Source organism: Gordonia sp. B8661-1, from assembly GCF_059427765.1.
Map to the genome: position 1 here is coordinate 39916 of NZ_JCAHRL010000011.1, position 17636 is coordinate 57551.

Below are 17636 nucleotides of genomic sequence, written 5' to 3' on the forward strand. Positions count from 1 at the left end.
ATCGAAACAGGCAAATCTATCATGTAATACGCCTGACGGACGTAGCCGGCTCAGACTCCCGACATCCGCACCGCGGGCGCACGGCCACCGAAACGGAGAAACTGACCCGTGCGGGTGCTGCCGACGATGTCGGTCGGTTGTCCCCGTTCCACGACCTTGCGCCCGCCCACGTACACGGCGCGCACGGTGTCGTCATTGCGATTGACCATGCGGTTCAGGCCGCCGTACGCGGGCACCGTCGCCTCACCGTAGGCATCCAGGGACTCGTCGAGGCGATCGGGATCGATGATCATCAGGTCCGCCCGGTCGCCCACGCGCAGGTGCCCCGCGTCCAGCCCGTACCAATCGGCGAGTTCCCCGGTCAGGCGATGCACCGCGGTCGCGAGATCCATGAACGGCGAGCCCGCGAGCTTGGCCGAATACACGTGCCGCAGCAGGCGCAACCCGAAGTTGTAGAAGGCCATGTTGCGCAGGTGTGCGCCGGCATCGGAGAAGCCGATCTGGATTCCGGGATCGGCCGCGAGCTTCTTGAGAACCTCCGGCCGGTGGTTGGAGATAGTGGTCCGCCACCGCAGCCGTGTGCCGTGCTCGACCACGAGATCGAGAAATGCGTCCACCGGATGCAGGCCACCCCGATCGTCGCCGACCTGACCGAAGGATTTGCCGATGACCGAGGCATCCGGACAGGCCACGATCTCGGCATCGAAGAAGTCCCGATGCCAGACCCGCAGACCATATTTCGAGTCGTAGTCCTTGCGGAAGCGACGCCGGTAGGCCTCGTCGCGAAGCAGTTCGTCACGGGCAACCTGCTCCTGTAGGTGCAGCGCGGCCGCGCCGGAGCCGAATTCCTCGAAGATCACCAGATCGATGCCGTCGGCGTACACCTCGAACGGCACCGGCAGGTGCTGCCACCGGAAGTCTCCGCCGAGCCGATTCACCAGCGCCGCAAGGGGGCCCATGATCGTGATGGCCAAGGGATTGGCCTTGATGTCGGCCGCCGAGAGCAGACTGGTCCGCAGCCGTGGACGCAGGAAGCCGATCGCCGCCGCGATCTGCGACGCGATGTTGAGCGGATTCTGGATATCGGGTCCCGATTGCAGCACCCGGCCCGATCGCCGCAGCAGCGACTTGAGCCTGCGCAATTCGCGAGGTTTCGCGTAGGTCGACGGCAGTGTCCGGGACCGGCACGTCTCACCGTCGAGTTTGTCGAAGAGCAATTGCTGCGATGACATGCCGACGAAGCCCGCGTCCAGCGCATCGCGCAGCCAGTCCTCCATCTGCTTCTGCTCGGTCTTGCTGGGCCGCACGGACTTCCGCGTGGCCCGATCCAATCCCATCGCCGCGGTCCGCATGTCGGAATGTCCGATGAATGCCGCCACGTTGGGGCCGAGCGGGCGCGACTGCAGCGCTTCGACGTACTCTTCCGGCGACGACCACGTCTTGTGCTCGTCGATCGTGGCGATGACGTGATGGCGCGGAATGGCCTCCACCCGGCCGAACAGGTCCCCGGCGTCGACGCCGTCGACGTGGATGGTGGACAACGAACACGACCCGACGAGCACCGTCGTCACACCGTGACGCAGGGATTCGGTGAGTGCGGGCTGCGCGAGGACCTCGATGTCGTAATGCGTGTGCACGTCCACGAGGCCGGGCAACACCCACAATCCGGCGGCCTCGACCACCTCGGTGCATTCCGCGGCACCGAGCGGTTCCGCACTCACCGCGGTCACGTGACCGTCACTGATTCCGATGTCGCGGATGGCGCCGGAAGCACCGGTGCCGTCGAACCAGAGAGCATCCCGGATGATGGTGTCGTAAGTCACTCGCTTATTAGAATGCGCAGGTAGATCGCTGTCAACGACTTGGTAGACATTCATGAGATTCTGTACACCTGACCCACATCGGCGTCCTGATCTCCGCGGATTGTCGGTGGTCGCCGATACCGTGCGACAGTTCGACGATCCGGGACGGAGAACCGCATGACACGCTTCCGCTACTACACCGCGACGACGCTCGACGGTTTTCTCGCCGACGACGCCGACTCACTCGACTGGCTGCTCACCCAGCCCATCGACGAGGACGGTCCGATGAACTATGCGGAGTTCATCGCCGACATCGGCGCACTCGTGATGGGCTACACCACCTACGACTGGGTGATCGCCCACGAGGCGGAGTCCGGCGGGCAACCCTGGCCCTATGAGATCCCGTCGTTCGTCTTCACGCATCGGACCCCGACCCCGGTGGCCGAATCGATTCGGCTCGTCTCCGGGAGCCCCGGGGAACACCGCGATGCTCTCGTGTCCGCGGCCGGCGGCCGCGACGTCTGGATCGTCGGCGGCGGCGATCTGGCCGCGCAATTCGCCGAGGCCGGCATGCTCGACGAGATCATCGTGTCGATCGCGCCGGTCACGCTCGGCAGCGGACGACCACTCTTCCCCCGTAAGTACGACCTGGAATTGCTTGAGCTGAAACAGAATCGGGCATTCGCATGCGCCCGCTACGCCGTCGTCGGCCCGCGAGAAACGGTCACGCCCCAGTAGGTCAGTCGCCGACGGTCGGTGGCGGGACGTCGAGTTCGCGCGCCCAGCGCGGCATGATGAAGATGCCCTCGGCCTCGGCACAGACGCCGTCCGCGGTCGACAACGTGCCACGAATGAAGGTCTTCACACCCTCCGTCCGGTCCAGCCACGCCTCACTGCGCACCGCACCGAGTTTTGTGCCCTGGCGATACCGGATCGTCAGGGTGCCGGTCATGCCGGGCGATCCCGCGTGCTCGCCCGCCGACCCGAGCACCTGATCCATGATCAGTGCGATCACACCTCCGTGAACCAGCCCCGGCGGCCCTTCGTACTGCGGACCGAGCTCGAACTCAGCCCAGGTCAGGGCATCGTCGTAGTGCATCCGCACCGGCGGGGCGATCGGATTCCGGATCCCCTCGACCGCATTGCCCCAGTTGCGCCGGGCGCCGTCGGCATTGAATCGCACCCCGAACGACGTGTCGATCTGCGATCGTCCCACGATCGCGGTGGCCGCCCGGATGAGTCGGCGCGCTTCGGCGATGTCCGCCTCGTCCGCATCGGTGACCACCGTTGCCGCGATGAGGTGGCGCACATCGCCGGCCAGGCCCTCCGCGATCTCACTCAGTCGGGCCAGTTCCTCCGGTGATACATCCTCGGCGATATAGCCGCTCATGGCGTTGCACCTCTCCATTCGCCCGGCGAACCGTCCGGTCCGACACCATCAATATAGAATCTATTTCAGTTACCTCCAACGGCGCCCCACGCGGTAGCCTCAGCCGGGTGAGCGATCAACAGTGGAAAGCGTTCGAGGTCACCGTCGCCGATCATGTCGCCGAGGTGACACTCATCGGCCCCGGCAAAGGTAATGCCATGGGACCGGACTTCTGGCGGGAGCTGCCGGAGATCTGCGCCGAACTCGATCGCGACGAGGACGTCCGGGCGATCGTTCTCGCCGCCAAGGGCAAGAATTTCTCCTTCGGCCTGGATCTCGCCGCGATGGCGGGGGACATGGCGCCGGTTCTCGCCGACAACGCGAAAGCCAAGCCCCGCACCGAGTTCCACGACACCATCCGCCGCCTGCAGGCAGCCATCACCGCCGTTGCCGACTGCCGCAAGCCCGTGGTGGCGGCCGTATCCGGCTGGTGCATCGGTGGTGGCGTCGACCTGATCAGCGCCGCCGACATCCGCTACGCCAGTGCCGATGCGCAGTTCAGCGTGCGCGAGGTCCGCGTGGCGATGGTCGCCGACGTGGGCAGCCTCGCCCGCCTGCCGCAGATCATCGGCGACGGACACCTCCGCGAACTCGCCCTGACCGGCAAGGACATCGACGCCGCACGCGCCGAACGCATCGGGCTCGTGAACGACGTGTTCGAGACCCCCGAGGAGACACTGGCCGCCGCTCGGGCGACCGCCGCGGAGATCGCGGCCAATCCCCCGCTCGTCGTCCAGGGCGTGAAGACGGTGCTCGATCACTCGCGGTCCGCAACTGTGGCCGACAGCCTCCGTTATGTGGCCGCATGGAATTCCGCGTTCCTGCCGAGCGAGGACATCGGAGAAGCGGTGGCCGCGATCTTCGAGAAGCGCGATCCTCAGTTCAAGGGCGCCTGACCGGCACCCCGGCGCGTTCGACGATCACACGGCCGCAACGGGTTCCAGCAGGAACACCGGGATGACCCGTTCGGTCCGTGCCTCGTACCGTGCGTAGTTCGGCCACACCTTCAGCATGCGCGCCCACGCCTCGGCACGCTCGTCGCCGCTGAGTTCGCGCGCGGTCACCGTCGTCGCCACGCCCTTGACGATGACCTCAGCGGTATCCGCGGCACGCAGATTGAAAACCCAGGCCGGCATCCGGGCATCCCCGAAGTAGGACCCGGCGATCAGCCATCGTCCCTCCCCGGCGGGCACCGCCAGCAGCGACGACCGGCGGATCTCGCCACTCCGGCGACCGACGACCTGCAGGACCACGTTGGGCAGATCTCCGAGGTCCAGCAGCCCCAATCGACCGCCGGTGAGCCGGTGCAGCGCGGCGTCGCAGGCGACGATCTGCGGAAGCAGCCGTGGCATCCACGGAATCGAGCCGAGTTTGACCGCAACCGGTGTCAGGATCCCCATACCGCACAGTCTCTCATCCGTGGGCCCACCGACCTGAATCGGAGGATTGTCAAGCCGTGTATCCACAGGTGACCATCCCTGTGGATGGCCGTCCCCGCACACGGTCTCCGGCGCGCATGCTCGATCCATGGCACCCGAACAGCATCCCCACGCGACGTCCGTCGATACGGCCATCCCGTCCATCGACACCGTCGACGAACCGATCCTCGGCCCCGACGACCTCCGGCAGCGCTGGCGCGCCCTGATGGGACCACTCGGTTTCTCCGAGTCCCTCATCTGGTTCGCGCTCATCGATCCCGAGCACCGCATAGCCCCGCCGCTCACCCAACTGCCGCTCCCCCTGCGGCCCGACGAATTCGTCGCGAACCTGCTGATGAGCCGGTTCCACGAACTTCTCGACGGCCTTCCCGGCTTCTCGGTCGCCTGCCTGCTCAGTCGTTCCGGTTCCGACGGCGTGTCCGACGACGACACCGCGTGGGCCCGCATGCTGACCGACTTCGCCCGCCGTCATCAGGTCGCACTCCGGCAGGTGCACCGCGCCAACGATCGCGACATCGTCACCCTGACCATCACCCGGCACAGCGCGCAGGCCCGGTAGCTTGTGCGCAACGGCCGTGCGCCTGCCACGGCACCGAGGAGGTCGGAACAGTCATGGTCACGCCACTGCGCATCCTGGTCGACGGCGGGCAGACGGGCACGCGTGTGCGTCTCGTCGGCCCCGACGAGGCGGACGCCGGGCCGGACATCGAGGCCGACGCCATTCACACCGACCGACCGGTCGGCGATCAGGTCGCCGCCGTCGTCCGGCAGATCCTGCAGAGCACTGCCGGTGCGCCGCGACGGACAGTCCAGCTCGCGGCCGGCGTCTCCGGGCTCACCCCGGACGGCACGCGTCCCGCCGACCTGCTCGATGCCCTGCGGGATCTCGGCGTCGAATCCGTTGCGCTCGCCCATGATTCGGTATCGGCCTTCCTGGCGGCCAACCGATTCGAGTGGGGCACCGTCACCGCGGTCGGTACCGGTGTGGTGACCCTGGGAGTCGGTCCCGAGGGCGTGGCGCGGGTCGACGGATGGGGGCACCTGGTCGGGGATGCCGGAAGCGGATACTGGATCGGTCGCGCCGGACTCGATGCCGCACTCCGCGCCTACGACGGACGAGGGGCCGACACGGAACTGATGGTCGCCGCACGAAGCGAGTTCGGTGACCTGGCCGAGCTGTACATGGTGCTGCAGGGCGATCCGGATCGTGTCTCGCGCACCGCGGCGTTCGCCCGGGTCGTCGACGACTGCGCGCGCGCCGGTGACACGGTCGCGCGTGACATCAACGACCGCGCCGCCGACGAACTCGTCACCTCGGTCCGGGCAGCGCTGGATCGCAGCGGGCACGACGGCAGCGACAAGCCGGATCAGCCGGCGCGCGTGAGCTGGATGGGCAAGGTGCTGACCCACAACGACCAGATCCGCTCACGGTTCATCGCATCGATCGAGGCGAGTACGACCAACACCACGGCCGCCGAGCCACATGGCACGCCACTCGACGGCGTGGGCCTGCTCCTCGACCTCCCCGCCGATCACCCGCTGGCGACGTCGGTGGGCCGGGCATCGACCTGACTCAGTCGTTCCCGGGCGAGCTCTCCGGCGCCAGCGACGACGTCAACTCACCGGCGAGCAGTTTCGCGAAATCTGCCGGGTCGCCGAGGTCGCCGCCCTCGGCGATGACCGCCATACCGTGCAGCAGTTTGGCCCTCGGCACCAGTTGATCGTGATCGCCGTCGGCGCGGAACGCCTCGTTGAGACCGGTGATGAGGGGATGCCCACCGTTGAGTTCGAGGATCCGCTTGGTCTTCGGCACCGGCTGACCGGAGGCCCGGTACAGCTTCTGCAACTGAGGAGACATCGAGAAGGTGTCACCCACGAGGCACGCCGCGGACTCGGTCAATCGCGTCGACAGCCGGGCTTCGGTGATGTCGTCCGCGAGAACCTCGCCCAGCCAGCCCAGCAGGCCGGAGAACTCCTCCGACTGCTTCTCCTTGTCGGCCTTGGCCTCCTCGCCCTCGTCCCCGTCGATGGCGTCGAGGTCGACCGCCCCCTTGGCGATCGATGTGAAGCCCTTGCCCTCGAACTCGAGGCCGTTGCCGACCCACATCTCGTCGACCGGATCGGTCAGCAGCAGGATCTCGATGCCCTTGGCCCGGAACGCCTCGAGGTGCGGTGAGTTCTCGATCTGCTGGCGCGATTCGCCGGTCATGTAGTAGATCGTGTCCTGGCCGGACTTCATCCGCCCGACGTAGTCGGCGAGGGAGGTCACCTCGTCGGCCGAGTTCGTCGACGAGAACGACGATGCCTTCAGGATCGCATCGACATTGTCGGGATCGTTGACGAGCCCTTCCTTCCAGACGCGGCCGAAGTTCTCCCAGAAGGTCCGGTAGTCGTCGGGGCGGGCGTCGCGCATCTCGGTGACGGTCGAGATCACCTTCTTGGTGAGCCTGCGGCGGATGGCCCGGATCTGCCGATCCTGCTGGAGGATCTCGCGGGACACGTTGAGGGACAGGTCCGCCGCATCGACGACACCCTTGACGAAGCGGAGATACTCGGGCATCAGTTCCGCGCAGTCGTCCATGATGAAGACGCGTTTGACGTACAGGTTGATCCCGGTGTTCGCATCGCGCATGAACAGGTCGAAGGGCGCCTGCGACGGGATGAACAGCAGCGCCTGGTATTCGAACGTGCCCTCGGCCTTCAGCGTGATGACCTCGAGCGGTTCGTCCCAGGCGTGGCTGACGTGGCGGTAGAAGTCGTTGTACTCCTCCTGCGTCACCTCGTCGGAGTTCTTGGCCCACAACGCCTTCTGCGAGTTGATGGTCTCGGAGACGATCTCCGTGCGCGGTTCCGGCGCCTCTTCTCCGTCCGCGTCGTTCTCCGGGGTGATCGTCTTTTCGACGTCCATCCGGATCGGCCACGCGATGAAGTCGGAGTACCGCTTCACGAGCTGGCGGAGCTTCGCCGGATCGGCGTAGTCGAAGAGGTGATCATCGTCGTCGACGGGTTTGAGGGCGAGCGTCACCGAGGTGCCCTGCGGCGCATCGGCCACCTCCTCGATGGTGTACGTACCGTCGCCGGTCGATTCCCAGCGGGTGCCGACGCCGTCTCCGGCGCGACGGGTCACCAGGGTGACCCGGTCGGCCACCATGAACGTCGAATAGAACCCGATGCCGAACTGTCCGATCAGCTCCTCCGACGCCGCCGAATCCTTCGCCTCGGCCAACTTCCGGCGCAGCTCGGCGGTGCCGGAACGGGCCAGCGTACCGATGAGGCCGACGACATCGTCGCGAGACATACCGATTCCGTTGTCGCGCACCGTGAGTGTGCGATCGTTCGCGTCGGGTACGAGTTCGATGTGCAGGTCGCCGGTGTCGACGTCGAGCGACTTGTCCTGAAGTGACTCCAGCCGCAGTTTGTCCAGTGCGTCGGACGAATTCGAGATCAGCTCGCGCAGAAAGCTGTCCTTGTTCGAATACACCGAATGCACCATCAGATCCAGCAACTGCCGGGTCTCGGCCTGGAACTCGTGAACCTCGGCTTGACCACTCATCGTGAACCTCCCGTTGGGCGCCTGTGACCGTGCCGGATACTACCGATACTTCGGCCCGCTACGCTGAAGTGGGTCGATCGCCACAGAAAGGCAAGACTGGGCATGTCCGCACCACGGCTGCTGTTCGTCCATGCGCACCCCGACGACGAGTCGCTCTGGACCGGCGGCACTCTCGCCCGGCACATGGCCCACGGTGGTGAGGCCGACCTCGTCCTGTGCACCTGGGCGCCGGGGACGACGCGGCATACCGAATTCCTCGAGGCGGTCCGCATCCTGGGCCTGACCAGCGAACCCATCTCTCTCGGATACGCCGACGATCATGTTCCCGAGTCGGCGCCGGACGCAGAGCGATTCTGCCTCGTCCCGTTCGACGAACCGGTCCGCTCGCTGGCGACCCACATCCGGCGCCTCCGCCCGCACGCCATCGTCACCTACGACGCCAACGGCATCTACGGGCATCCGGACCACGTGCACGCCCATCGGTTGTCCGCTGCCGCCGCGGATGCCGCCGCCGACCCCCATCTCTACGGCGCCGACGGCGATCCGTGGCAGGTGCGGTCCCTGTATTTCGTGACGATCTCGGAGTGGATGGTCGAGGACGTGCTCGGCGACGTCTTCGCCGGCACTCCCCGTCGCTTCCTCCCCGGCACCCCGGACGCCGCCATCGACCTCACCGTCGACGTCTCGGAGTGGCATGACGCGAAACTGGCCGCCATCGAAGCGCACCACACCGAGATGAAGCGCAGCCGTTCCCTCAGGGCGTTGCTCGGCTTGCCCGCCGACCGTCGCCGCACACTGCTCAGCACCGAATCATTCCTGCGTCGTGACCTCGTTCCCGGCGGCCACGATCTGAGCTGACCGCGCTCAGCGGACGTCGACCGTGGATCGCAAACCCGACGCACGCCGCACGCGACGCCCGATCGCCGCGGCGAGCACCTCGGGCGTTCCGATGATGCGCACCGAGCTCTCGGCACGGGTGACCGCGGTGTAGAGAAGTTCGCGGCTGAGCAACTCGGACCCGGGCGGCGGCAACACCACGGTCACCCCACCGAACTGGCTGCCCTGACTCCGGTGGATCGTCATCGCATAGACCGGGTCGGCCGCGGCCAGTTGCGTCGGATGCAACCGGCGGACGTCGTTTCCGCGGCGCAGGGCCACCTGCAGGGCCTGCTCATCGGCTCCCGGCGAACTCTGCCCGGTCTCCCGGATCACCACGCCGGTGTCGCCGTTGAACGTGTCCGTCTGACGATCGTTCGCGGTGATCAACAGGGGCTGCCCCGGATACCGCACCGGCGAATTCGGCACCACGACAGGATGATCGGGCAACTCGCTGATCCACTCCGACACCCGCCGGGACCAGCCCTGAACTCCCCAGCCGCCCTCGCGGTGCGCACACAGCACACGATGCCTGCCGAGGACGTCGAGTGCCGTGTCCGCGTCCGACGCCAGGGCGGCGGCGCGAAGGTCGCGCGCCCACCCGACGACGTCGGCGTGCACCCCGCCGAGTTCGGTGTCGGGCACGAGTTCGACATCGGTGACCGCCGGATCGGTGAGGAGGTCGATCGCGGTCCCGGCATCGCCACGATTGATCGCCGCCGCCAGCTCACCGATTCCGCCGCGGAAGCGATGTCCGTGCGTCAGCGTCACCACACCGTGGGCCACGCGTCCGGGATCGACCTGCCCGGCCGCCGCATCCGTGACGATTCCGGCCGGTAGCGGGGTGACCGCCACCGCCTCGGTGCGCTCGACGAGGTCGGCGAGCACCGCGCCGGCTTCCACCGAGGCCAGCTGATGCGGGTCACCGACGAGGATGATCCGGGCATCGGGGCGGATGGCGTCGAGGAGCGCGCTCATCGCCGTCATGGACAACATCGAGGTTTCGTCGACCACGATCACGTCGTACGGAAGTGTGTTGCCACGCCCGAACCTCGGGGTCGAGCCCGGCCGCCAACCGAGCAGGGAATGCACCGTGACGGCCCGCACCGACGGCGGCGCCACCCCGGACGCGCCGACGGCGGCCTGCAACTGGGCGGCCGCTCGTCCGGTGGGTGCGCACAGACCGATACGCGCCGTCCCCTCGGACAGCCGGTCCAGGACGCCGAGAATCCGTGCCACCGTGTACGTCTTGCCGGTGCCCGGTCCACCGGCGAGCACCACCGTGGCGCTGACCGCGGCGACGCGGGCGGCCAGTCGCTGCAACGCGTTCTCCGGCGTCTCGGCCTCGAAGACCTCGTCGACCGCGGCGTCGAGCGCTTCGAGGTCCGCGGTCGGACGGCCGGCCGCGCGCTCGGCCAGGACCTCGCGAATCCGCTCCTCCTGACGAAAGTACTTCTGCAGGTACAGGAGTGGACCGTCGACGGATTCGGCCAGAACGAGTGGACGCAACGGACCCGCTCCCGATCCACGTACCAGTGGACTGCGATCAAGTGCCGCGACGAGGTCCGCCGTGTCCGGGAGCAGTGCCGCGATGTCGGGGTCGTCCCCCGCCAGATCGGACACCTGATCCAGTGCGAGACAGGTGGATCCGAAGCGGACCGCTCGGACAGCCAGGGCCGTGGCGATCTGCGCGGTCTCCTCGACGGGTTCACCGCACAGGCGCACCATGCGGGCTGTGACGTGCACGTCCGCGGCGTCGAGCACCCCCGCCTCGTTGAGGGCGGCCATCGTGCCGTCGGCTCGTGTCGCGAGGAATGTCATCGGCCCTCCCCCAGCAGATCGGACAGTTCGACCACCAGTTCCGGCGGAATCGCCCAGTCGAACACCCCGCAGCCCGCGGGTGTCGACGGGCCGACCATGCCGCGGACGAAGTGGTACTGCGCTCCGCCGAGATGTGCCGCCGGATCGTATCCGGCCATCCGCCATCGCAGATATCGATGCAGGGCAACGGAATACAGCAGCGCCTGCAGCGGGTAGTGGGCGGCCATCATCTCGGCCGCCATGGCCTCCCGGTCGAAGTCCTCCGCCACGAGGTCACCCGGTCGCAGCCGATTCGTCTTGTAGTCGACGATCACGAAGCGGCCGTCCGGGGTACGGAGCACCGAGTCGATGCTGCCGGTCAGGAAACCGCGGAAACGCTGTGCGGGCAGCGACCGCAACCTCTCCGCGTAGGGCGCGAGGACATCGCCGTCGGGCAGGTGACGATCGAGGACATCGGCGATCGCCGTGGTCGTGACCGATCGCGCCGTACCGCCGTCTGATTCGGCTCCAGCGGCGAGCGGGAATTCGAACTCCATCTCCGCCAGACGGTTGCGCGGCGAGACGGACCACAGGTCACCGAAGCCCAGCGGTGTGGTCAGCACACCGACGAGCGCCGCCGTCAGTGCGTACACATCGATGTCGATCATTCGCTCGGCGATCGCGGTCGCACATAGTGCGCGCACATGCTCCGTGATGTCTTCGGCCGCGGTGTCCACATACTCGAGGACCTCGTGCACCAGCGTGCCGAACGCCGCACCGAAGGGCATGCCGTTCATCGGAGACGGATTACCGTCCCGCATCTCGTTCTCGCCGGGTTCGCTGACACCGGCCTCGGTGGCCGCGGTGGGCTCGTCGTCCACGAGATCATCGGGCCGCTCGCTCCCGGAGGCCAGCACCACCGACGGTCCGTGGGCGGCACCCGCGACGATCGCCGAATACGATGTGCGCCGCCACGTCTGGTCGATCACTCGATCGAACGGCGCGATCTCCAGCCGGGTCTCCGCCGGCGCCTCCTCCGCGGGGACCATGTGGCGGGTCCGCTGACCGCCCGCCCACTCCACGCGCACCCGGCCATCCGCGGCGAAGCCGTTGAGCACTGCCGCGCACCCGTCGTCGTCGGGGATGTCCACCGATACCGGCACCGACGACGCACCGTCCCGGCGCCCGAACAGCATGCGGTGCAGGGAGGAATCCGTGGTGAAGGCCGTCGGCGCCCACCACAACGTGACCTGTGACCGGGCCCGGGTGAGAGCGACGTACAGCGAACGCAGATCGTCGCCCGCCGACTCGGCACGGTGGCGGGCGCGACGTTCGCGATGCCCGGGAGCACTCTCTCCACCGACATCGAGATGCCGCGCACCCGCGTCGTCGTGGAAGGTGAATGTCGCCCGCTGGCTGTTGCGTGTGCCGTCCCAGGCGAAGGGCACGTACACGATCGGGAACTCGAGTCCCTTGCTTTTGTGGACCGTCATGATCTGCACGGCGTGCGCGTCCCGGTCCAGACGTCGAGTCTGTTCCTGTTGTCGCTGAATCGGATCCGCGATGCGATCGGCCAGCCACTCCGACAGCCCACCCAGCCCGTACTCACGCCGTGCCACCTCGGCGTTGCACAGTGCGGCCACCTGGAGCAGGTCGGTCATGAGTCGCTCACCGCCGACGCTGCCCAGGACCCGCTCGGTCACGGTCAGGCGGCTCATCAGACGCTGGGCCATCGCGGCGAAACCCGCGTCCTCGAAGACCCGCCCGAATTCCTGCAGTTGCGCCGCCAGCCACGCCTCCGACGATCCGTCGTCGCCGGCGAGTTTGTCGCCGGTCCAGCCGATGAGTGGCCCCAGTGCGGCGATGCGGACCAGGTCGCCGCGGGCGGGCTGCTCCACCGCACGCAGGACCGCCAGCCAGTGCCGCGCCGCCGGGGTGTGGAACACGCTGGTGCCCGCGCCCATCACCGCGGCCACGCCGTGCTCGGCGAGGCGCTGCTGCAACGGCTCGATCGTCTTGTTGGCGGTCACCAGCACCGCGATGTCCCCGGCCGTCACCGGTCGCATGTCGCCGTCGGCCCCCTCGATCATCGTTCCCGACGACAGCAGTCCGGCGATGTCCGCGGCGACATCGGCGATCACCGCGTCCCGCGCATCCCCCACCGTCGGCAGACCGAGAGAGTTGGTGACCGTGAACGAATCCCGCCGGAACGCACGCAGACGCACGGAGGGCACACCGGGTACTCGGCTGCCCGGCCGTGCCGCTGCGACATCACGGATCACGATATCGGGATGGCCGAGTTCGGCGCCGCCGTACAACCGGCCGAGACCTTCCACCAGATCGCCGTCCGACCGCCAATTGGTGTCGAGGACCCGCAGGTTGTCGGCGGAGGCCACCGCCTGCAGATAGCTCAGCACATCCGCGCCGCGGAACCCGTAGATGGACTGCTTCGGGTCGCCGACGAGAACCAGGTCCCGATGACCGTGGAAACACCGGCGCACGATCTCCCACTGCTGCGGATCGGTGTCCTGGAACTCGTCGACGAGCACGACCCGGAAGCCGGACCGGATTCGCTTGCATGCCCGGTCCCCGAACTCGGGATCGGACACGATCTCGGCCAGCACCGACTGCAGGTCGTCGTATGTCCGCAACCGCGACAACCGTTTCCGGCCACGGATCACCTCCCGGATGCGCTGCGCGAAGCGGACCCGCGTGCCGGCGACCACGGCGGCGTCGGCGGAGGGGTCCGGGAGTTCCTCGTCCGTGGGACTCAGGACGGCAGCCGGTTGCCGCACCGCGTCCCGGGCGATGGTCGCCGCATCGTCGGCCGACAGGTCCGGCTCACGTCCGTTGGCGTAACCGCGCAGATACAGGTCACGGGCGGCCTCATCGACGAGATCGTCGACGTCCTCGACGAGTTCCCGTACGAGTTCGCGTTCACCGAGGAATCCGAGCGCGTCCAGCATCTTGCTGCAGAAGGTGTGCGTGGTCGCGATGGTCGACGCATCGAAGTCCGACAGTGCACGCAGGAGTCGGTCACGGCGGATCCCGGTGTCCTCGGGTGTACCGGAGGCGAGGTGGCGGACCAGAGGATCCGGATCCTCCGCATGGGCATCCGGATTCCTCAGGGCGGCAGCGAGATCGGCGATCCGTTCGCGCATGCGCTCCCGCAGCTCCGCGGTCGCCGCCCGACTGAACGTCACCAGCAGCAGAGAGTCGATCGGCACGCCCTCGGCAATGAACCGTGCCGCGAGGCCGACGATCGCGTAGGTCTTGCCGGTCCCCGCGCTCGCCTCCAGCACGGTGGTCCCGGTGGGCAGGGGCGCGGTGATGTCGAACGGCAGGACCGGAACCGTGCCGGTCTCCGGAGGTGGGGTCATGACGGCGTCTCGTGTTCGATGAGTGGTGTCCACACCAGTCGGGCGAGTCCCGCGAATGCCGGATCCGTGGATTCGCCGGGCAGGACGCGATCGCACCAGTCGGCCGCGTCGGCCACCGTGTCGGTGAGCAGGTCGTCGAATCCGACGTCGGTGCCCACGTCGCCGCCGAAGGCGAGCCGAACGTAACGGTCGGTGTGCGCACCGAAGTTCCGTTCGAAGGAGGATCGGGCAGCGACCAGTGCGCGGTCGACTCGTCCACTGCGCGCGAGGTGTTCGGCGAAGTCGGCGGCCGGGTCGAGAGGTAATGGCAGCACCCGGCGCAGGCCTGCGTCACGGATCGCCACGAGATCGGCCAGAACCGCCGTGGGGTTTTCCGGCACCGCCAACAACGAGCGCGCGATGCCTCCGCTGCGTGCGGGCCGCCGCGCGACCACCAGGCCGCCGGGCACACCGTGCCCGTGTCCGGAGGGTCGGGCGGCCTCCGAGGCAGCCAGTGCGAGAAGTCGCACCCACATCGAGATCCGTTGTTTGGCACGGAGCTTCGAGTAGGTGACGGTGACCGGGGAGCCGTTGAACACGTCACCGACCGTGCCGTGGACCCGCCTGCCGTCCGGCAGCGGCACGACCACGTCGACGGTGGTCGCCTCACCGGTCCGCGCCGCCGAGGCCGCGGCGAACAAGGCCGCCACATCGGCCGATATCGACTCCAGTTCGCGCGTGCCGAAGGCGAAGGGCGGGAGACTTCCCCGACGTAGTTCGGCGGCCTGACAGTCCACGAGTTCGGCGCCACCCAGCATGCGGGACAGGAAGCGGTCCCCGATGGCCCACTGGTCCAGAGGGTCCAGCGCCAGGTCGAGCTGATCGGGATGCGGTCGGTCCTCGGCCGGCAGGCGTGCACCGAGGCGCTGACGGAGAAACCCTTCGGCCGGGTTCACGAGGAAGGTGACCAGTGCGTCGAGATCGATGTCGTCGGCATCGGCCTGATCAAGACGTAGGTCCGCCATCCGGGGCGCGGCCACCGGCGCGCGGTCCAGAGCCCGCACGCCTGCCAGCGTCGCGGCGTCGTGCCCGAACGGTCCCGGTATGCCCGCGACGGCGCCCGGGGTGAAATTGGCACGGTCGAAACCGTGCAGCGTGTGCCGGCGCACCACATCGCCACCGCCGGTGATCGCGGCGACCGCGTCGACGAGTTCACTGACCACCATGGCCGGCGGAATCCGTTGTCCGGTCACCGGATCCGCGCCGCTGTAGAGCACGATCAGATTGTCGGTGGCGGCCCCGACGGCATCGAGGAACACCTGCCTGTCCTCGTCGCGGGGATGACGTTCACCGATCATCGGCGCGCGACCCAGGATGTCGTCGCCGTCGATGCGCTGCGCGCGCGGGAAGGCCTCGGCGTCGACACCGAGCAGCACGATCACCCGGTGCGGGACCGAGCGCATCGGCACCATCGAACACACCGTCAGCTCGCCGGTGCGGAAGTTCGAACGGGTCGGCGCGGTGGCCAGCAGTATCGAGAACAGGTCACGGATGTCGCCGGGACGAAGTTCGGTTTCGGGTGCGCCGTCGCGCAGATGCCCGTCGAAGATCTCGGTGATCGATCGGATGGCCTGCGCGCGTTGCCATTCCTCGTCCCGATCGGTGAGCAGCAGGCTGTCGACGACGGCGAGGAGTTCGTCGAGCCAGCGTCGTGGCGGGTGCGTGGCCGACACCGTGTCGACCGCCGTGGTGAGCCGGTCGACGAACTCCGCGAATCGTCCGGCGAGGTCGATCTCGGTGCTCTCCACACCGGGCAGCGGGAGCGCCGTGCCGAGCCACTGTCCGTCCGTCTCGTCGGCGACGGCACCGAGTGCGATGCGGTCCAGGCCGGACTCGAATGTGCCCTGACCGAAGCCGGTCAGCCCGAATCGGGCGCGCTGGGTGCCGTCGAGCGCCCAACGGATGTTGCTGCCCGCCAACCATTCCCGGATCATCTCCAGATCGTCGTCGGTGAACTCGAAGCGGTTGCGCACCGGCCCACGGGCCAGGAGGTCGAGCACGGCACCGGCCGTGATGCGTCCGGCGGCCAACTCGACGATGGCCGCCAGTGCGTCCAGGATCTCGTTGGTATGCCGTAATCCGCGGTCGGCCAGTCGTACACGGAGATCGAAGGCGGGCTGATCGAGCCCCGGCTGACCGAAGGCGCCACGGATGAGTGGCGCGAAGGTCTCGACATCCGGGCACATCACCAGGACGTCGCGGGGTTGCAGCGTCGGATCGTCGGCGAACAGGTGCAGAAGACGGTCGGCCAGCACCTCGACCTGCCGTTCCGGCCCGTGGCAGGCGTGTACCTCGACGGAGTTGTCCGGCGCGACCGTCGATTCCGTCGGGCGATCGGTGCGCAATTCGTCCTGCAGGATGGAGAGCACGGTCACGGGTGCCTCCCGCGCCGGCAGATGTTCGACGGTGTCGGCCATCGGCGCGAGCCTGCGCTGCAGTTCCTGGACGTCCCGGGACTGGCCCGCGAGCAAGGGGTGTCTCGGCACCGGCGGCGCCGACGGGTCGCGCGGGACCGGCCGGTCGGTGGATGCCGCCTCGGCGGTCGCGTCGACCGCCGACCACAGCGCCGGTCCGGGATGCGGGAGGTAGAGGTGCACATCGCGATGAGCCGACACGGCGCCGATGACCTGTCGGAACGATTCGGTCACCCGGGTCGGACCGAATACCGAGATCCGTTCCGGCAGATCGAGTGTCGCGGTGCCGGAACGGATCTCGGAACAGGCCGCGGGAAGCGTCTCGGCGGGGTGGGGCACCCCGATGTCCGACCGGACGGCCCGCCAGAAGTCCGGCTGCCATGCCAGATCATCGTCGACGAGTCCGCCCGCCCCGTCCGAATCGTCGCCGGCCGCCCACGCGGCGAGCATCGTCGGCCGTTGCCTGCCGTACGACTCGAACAGGCCCGCCAGGTGCCGCGCGGTCGCGTACCGGCGATCGCGCCGGTCGTCGGCCCCGCCCGCACCGAGATGACGCGCCAGCACCGACATCCCGGGATCGTCGAGCCGCTCGTCGAGCACCCGCAGGATCGCCCAGGTGACCGCCGGAGTGCGCCACGGTCCACCGCGCGCGGGTGCGCCCAGCACCCGGTCGGTGAGCGCAGCGGGCGACGTGAACTCGATATTGGCGGCAACGCCGTCCCGGGCCCCGGCCGCACCCAATCGAAGTGCCAGGTGCTGGTGCAGCCAGCGCTCCACCCCCGGTGCGGGGATCACGATGACCTCCGCGGTCATCGGATCATCGAGCGGCACCGACAGTAGTTCGGCGAGCGCGTCGGCGAGGACGTCGGCCCTTTCCGCCCGATGAATGTGGAACATGTTGCGG

Annotated in this window: 12 protein-coding genes; 5 read left to right on the forward strand and 7 right to left on the reverse strand. The window is 68.1% G+C overall.

Annotated elements, in window-relative coordinates:
- Positions 1-50 precede the first annotated feature (50 nt).
- A complete protein-coding gene (locus AC4JJG_RS19010; protein WP_495405800.1) occupies positions 51-1877 on the reverse strand; it encodes an N-acyl-D-amino-acid deacylase family protein in 1827 nt (608 codons plus the stop codon).
- A gap of 102 nt (positions 1878-1979) precedes the next feature.
- Here AC4JJG_RS19010 and AC4JJG_RS19015 point away from each other — a divergent pair, with 102 nt between their 5' ends.
- Positions 1980-2540: a dihydrofolate reductase family protein gene (locus tag AC4JJG_RS19015; RefSeq protein WP_495401944.1), complete on the forward strand. Its 561-nt coding sequence runs from the start codon at positions 1980-1982 to the stop codon at positions 2538-2540.
- Between the two features lies 1 nt (position 2541).
- Here the strand turns inward: AC4JJG_RS19015 and AC4JJG_RS19020 are convergent, their stop codons facing one another.
- The gene (locus AC4JJG_RS19020) at positions 2542-3192 is read right to left on the reverse strand and encodes a PaaI family thioesterase (RefSeq protein WP_495401943.1); all 651 of its coding nucleotides are present in this window, start codon (positions 3190-3192) and stop codon (positions 2542-2544) included.
- Positions 3193-3299: 107 nt separating this feature from the next.
- On the opposite strand from AC4JJG_RS19020, the gene AC4JJG_RS19025 reads away from it, so the two are divergent.
- Entirely contained in the window at positions 3300-4127 is an 828-nt protein-coding gene (locus AC4JJG_RS19025) for a crotonase/enoyl-CoA hydratase family protein (RefSeq protein WP_495401942.1), read from the forward strand.
- A 24-nt stretch (positions 4128-4151) separates the two neighbouring features.
- On the opposite strand, the gene AC4JJG_RS19030 is transcribed toward AC4JJG_RS19025, so the two are convergent.
- The gene (locus tag AC4JJG_RS19030; protein WP_495401941.1) at positions 4152-4631 is read right to left on the reverse strand and encodes a nitroreductase family deazaflavin-dependent oxidoreductase; all 480 of its coding nucleotides are present in this window, start codon (positions 4629-4631) and stop codon (positions 4152-4154) included.
- Positions 4632-4758: 127 nt separating this feature from the next.
- Here AC4JJG_RS19030 and AC4JJG_RS19035 point away from each other — a divergent pair, with 127 nt between their 5' ends.
- On the forward strand, positions 4759-5229 hold the full coding sequence (locus AC4JJG_RS19035; RefSeq protein WP_495401940.1) for a hypothetical protein: 471 nt from the start codon (positions 4759-4761) through the stop codon (positions 5227-5229).
- Between the two features lie 53 nt (positions 5230-5282).
- The gene (locus AC4JJG_RS19040; RefSeq protein ID WP_495401939.1) at positions 5283-6242 is read left to right on the forward strand and encodes an N-acetylglucosamine kinase; all 960 of its coding nucleotides are present in this window, start codon (positions 5283-5285) and stop codon (positions 6240-6242) included.
- 1 nt (position 6243) lies between these two features.
- Here AC4JJG_RS19040 and htpG read toward each other — a convergent pair whose 3' ends face one another.
- Positions 6244-8223 carry a molecular chaperone HtpG gene (gene htpG, locus AC4JJG_RS19045; RefSeq protein ID WP_495401938.1) on the reverse strand — a complete coding sequence of 660 codons (1980 nt, stop codon included), beginning with the start codon at positions 8221-8223 and terminating at the stop codon, positions 6244-6246.
- Between the two features lie 102 nt (positions 8224-8325).
- Here htpG and AC4JJG_RS19050 point away from each other — a divergent pair, with 102 nt between their 5' ends.
- A complete protein-coding gene (locus tag AC4JJG_RS19050) occupies positions 8326-9081 on the forward strand; it encodes a PIG-L family deacetylase (RefSeq protein WP_495401937.1) in 756 nt (251 codons plus the stop codon).
- A 6-nt stretch (positions 9082-9087) separates the two neighbouring features.
- Here AC4JJG_RS19050 and recD read toward each other — a convergent pair whose 3' ends face one another.
- Genes recD through recC form a run of 3 tightly spaced genes read right to left on the reverse strand, consistent with a single transcriptional unit; the run spans position 9088 to position 17629 of the window.
- Positions 9088-10920 (reverse strand): exodeoxyribonuclease V subunit alpha, encoded by a 1833-nt coding sequence (gene recD / locus AC4JJG_RS19055; protein ID WP_495401936.1) that lies wholly within the window; start codon positions 10918-10920, stop codon positions 9088-9090.
- Positions 10917-14279: a UvrD-helicase domain-containing protein gene (locus tag AC4JJG_RS19060; protein WP_495401935.1), complete on the reverse strand. Its 3363-nt coding sequence runs from the start codon at positions 14277-14279 to the stop codon at positions 10917-10919. The genes recD and AC4JJG_RS19060 overlap by 4 nt, the downstream gene beginning before the upstream one ends.
- Positions 14276-17629, reverse strand: a complete 3354-nt coding sequence (recC, locus tag AC4JJG_RS19065) for an exodeoxyribonuclease V subunit gamma (RefSeq protein WP_495401934.1) — start codon at positions 17627-17629, stop codon at positions 14276-14278. Before recC ends, AC4JJG_RS19060 begins: the two co-directional genes overlap by 4 nt.
- Between the last annotated feature and the right edge of the window lie 7 nt (positions 17630-17636).

Coding starts and splice junctions, on each gene's coding strand:
- AC4JJG_RS19010 (WP_495405800.1), bottom strand. CDS start 1,877: ATGAATGTCTACCAAGTCGTTGACAGCGATCTACCTGCGCATTCTAAT.
- AC4JJG_RS19015 (WP_495401944.1), top strand. CDS start 1,980: ATGACACGCTTCCGCTACTACACCGCGACGACGCTCGACGGTTTTCTC.
- AC4JJG_RS19020 (WP_495401943.1), bottom strand. CDS start 3,192: ATGAGCGGCTATATCGCCGAGGATGTATCACCGGAGGAACTGGCCCGA.
- AC4JJG_RS19030 (WP_495401941.1), bottom strand. CDS start 4,631: ATGGGGATCCTGACACCGGTTGCGGTCAAACTCGGCTCGATTCCGTGG.
- AC4JJG_RS19035 (WP_495401940.1), top strand. CDS start 4,759: ATGGCACCCGAACAGCATCCCCACGCGACGTCCGTCGATACGGCCATC.
- AC4JJG_RS19040 (WP_495401939.1), top strand. CDS start 5,283: ATGGTCACGCCACTGCGCATCCTGGTCGACGGCGGGCAGACGGGCACG.
- htpG (WP_495401938.1), bottom strand. CDS start 8,223: ATGAGTGGTCAAGCCGAGGTTCACGAGTTCCAGGCCGAGACCCGGCAG.
- AC4JJG_RS19050 (WP_495401937.1), top strand. CDS start 8,326: ATGTCCGCACCACGGCTGCTGTTCGTCCATGCGCACCCCGACGACGAG.
- recD (WP_495401936.1), bottom strand. CDS start 10,920: ATGACATTCCTCGCGACACGAGCCGACGGCACGATGGCCGCCCTCAAC.
- AC4JJG_RS19060 (WP_495401935.1), bottom strand. CDS start 14,279: ATGACCCCACCTCCGGAGACCGGCACGGTTCCGGTCCTGCCGTTCGAC.
- recC (WP_495401934.1), bottom strand. CDS start 17,629: ATGTTCCACATTCATCGGGCGGAAAGGGCCGACGTCCTCGCCGACGCG.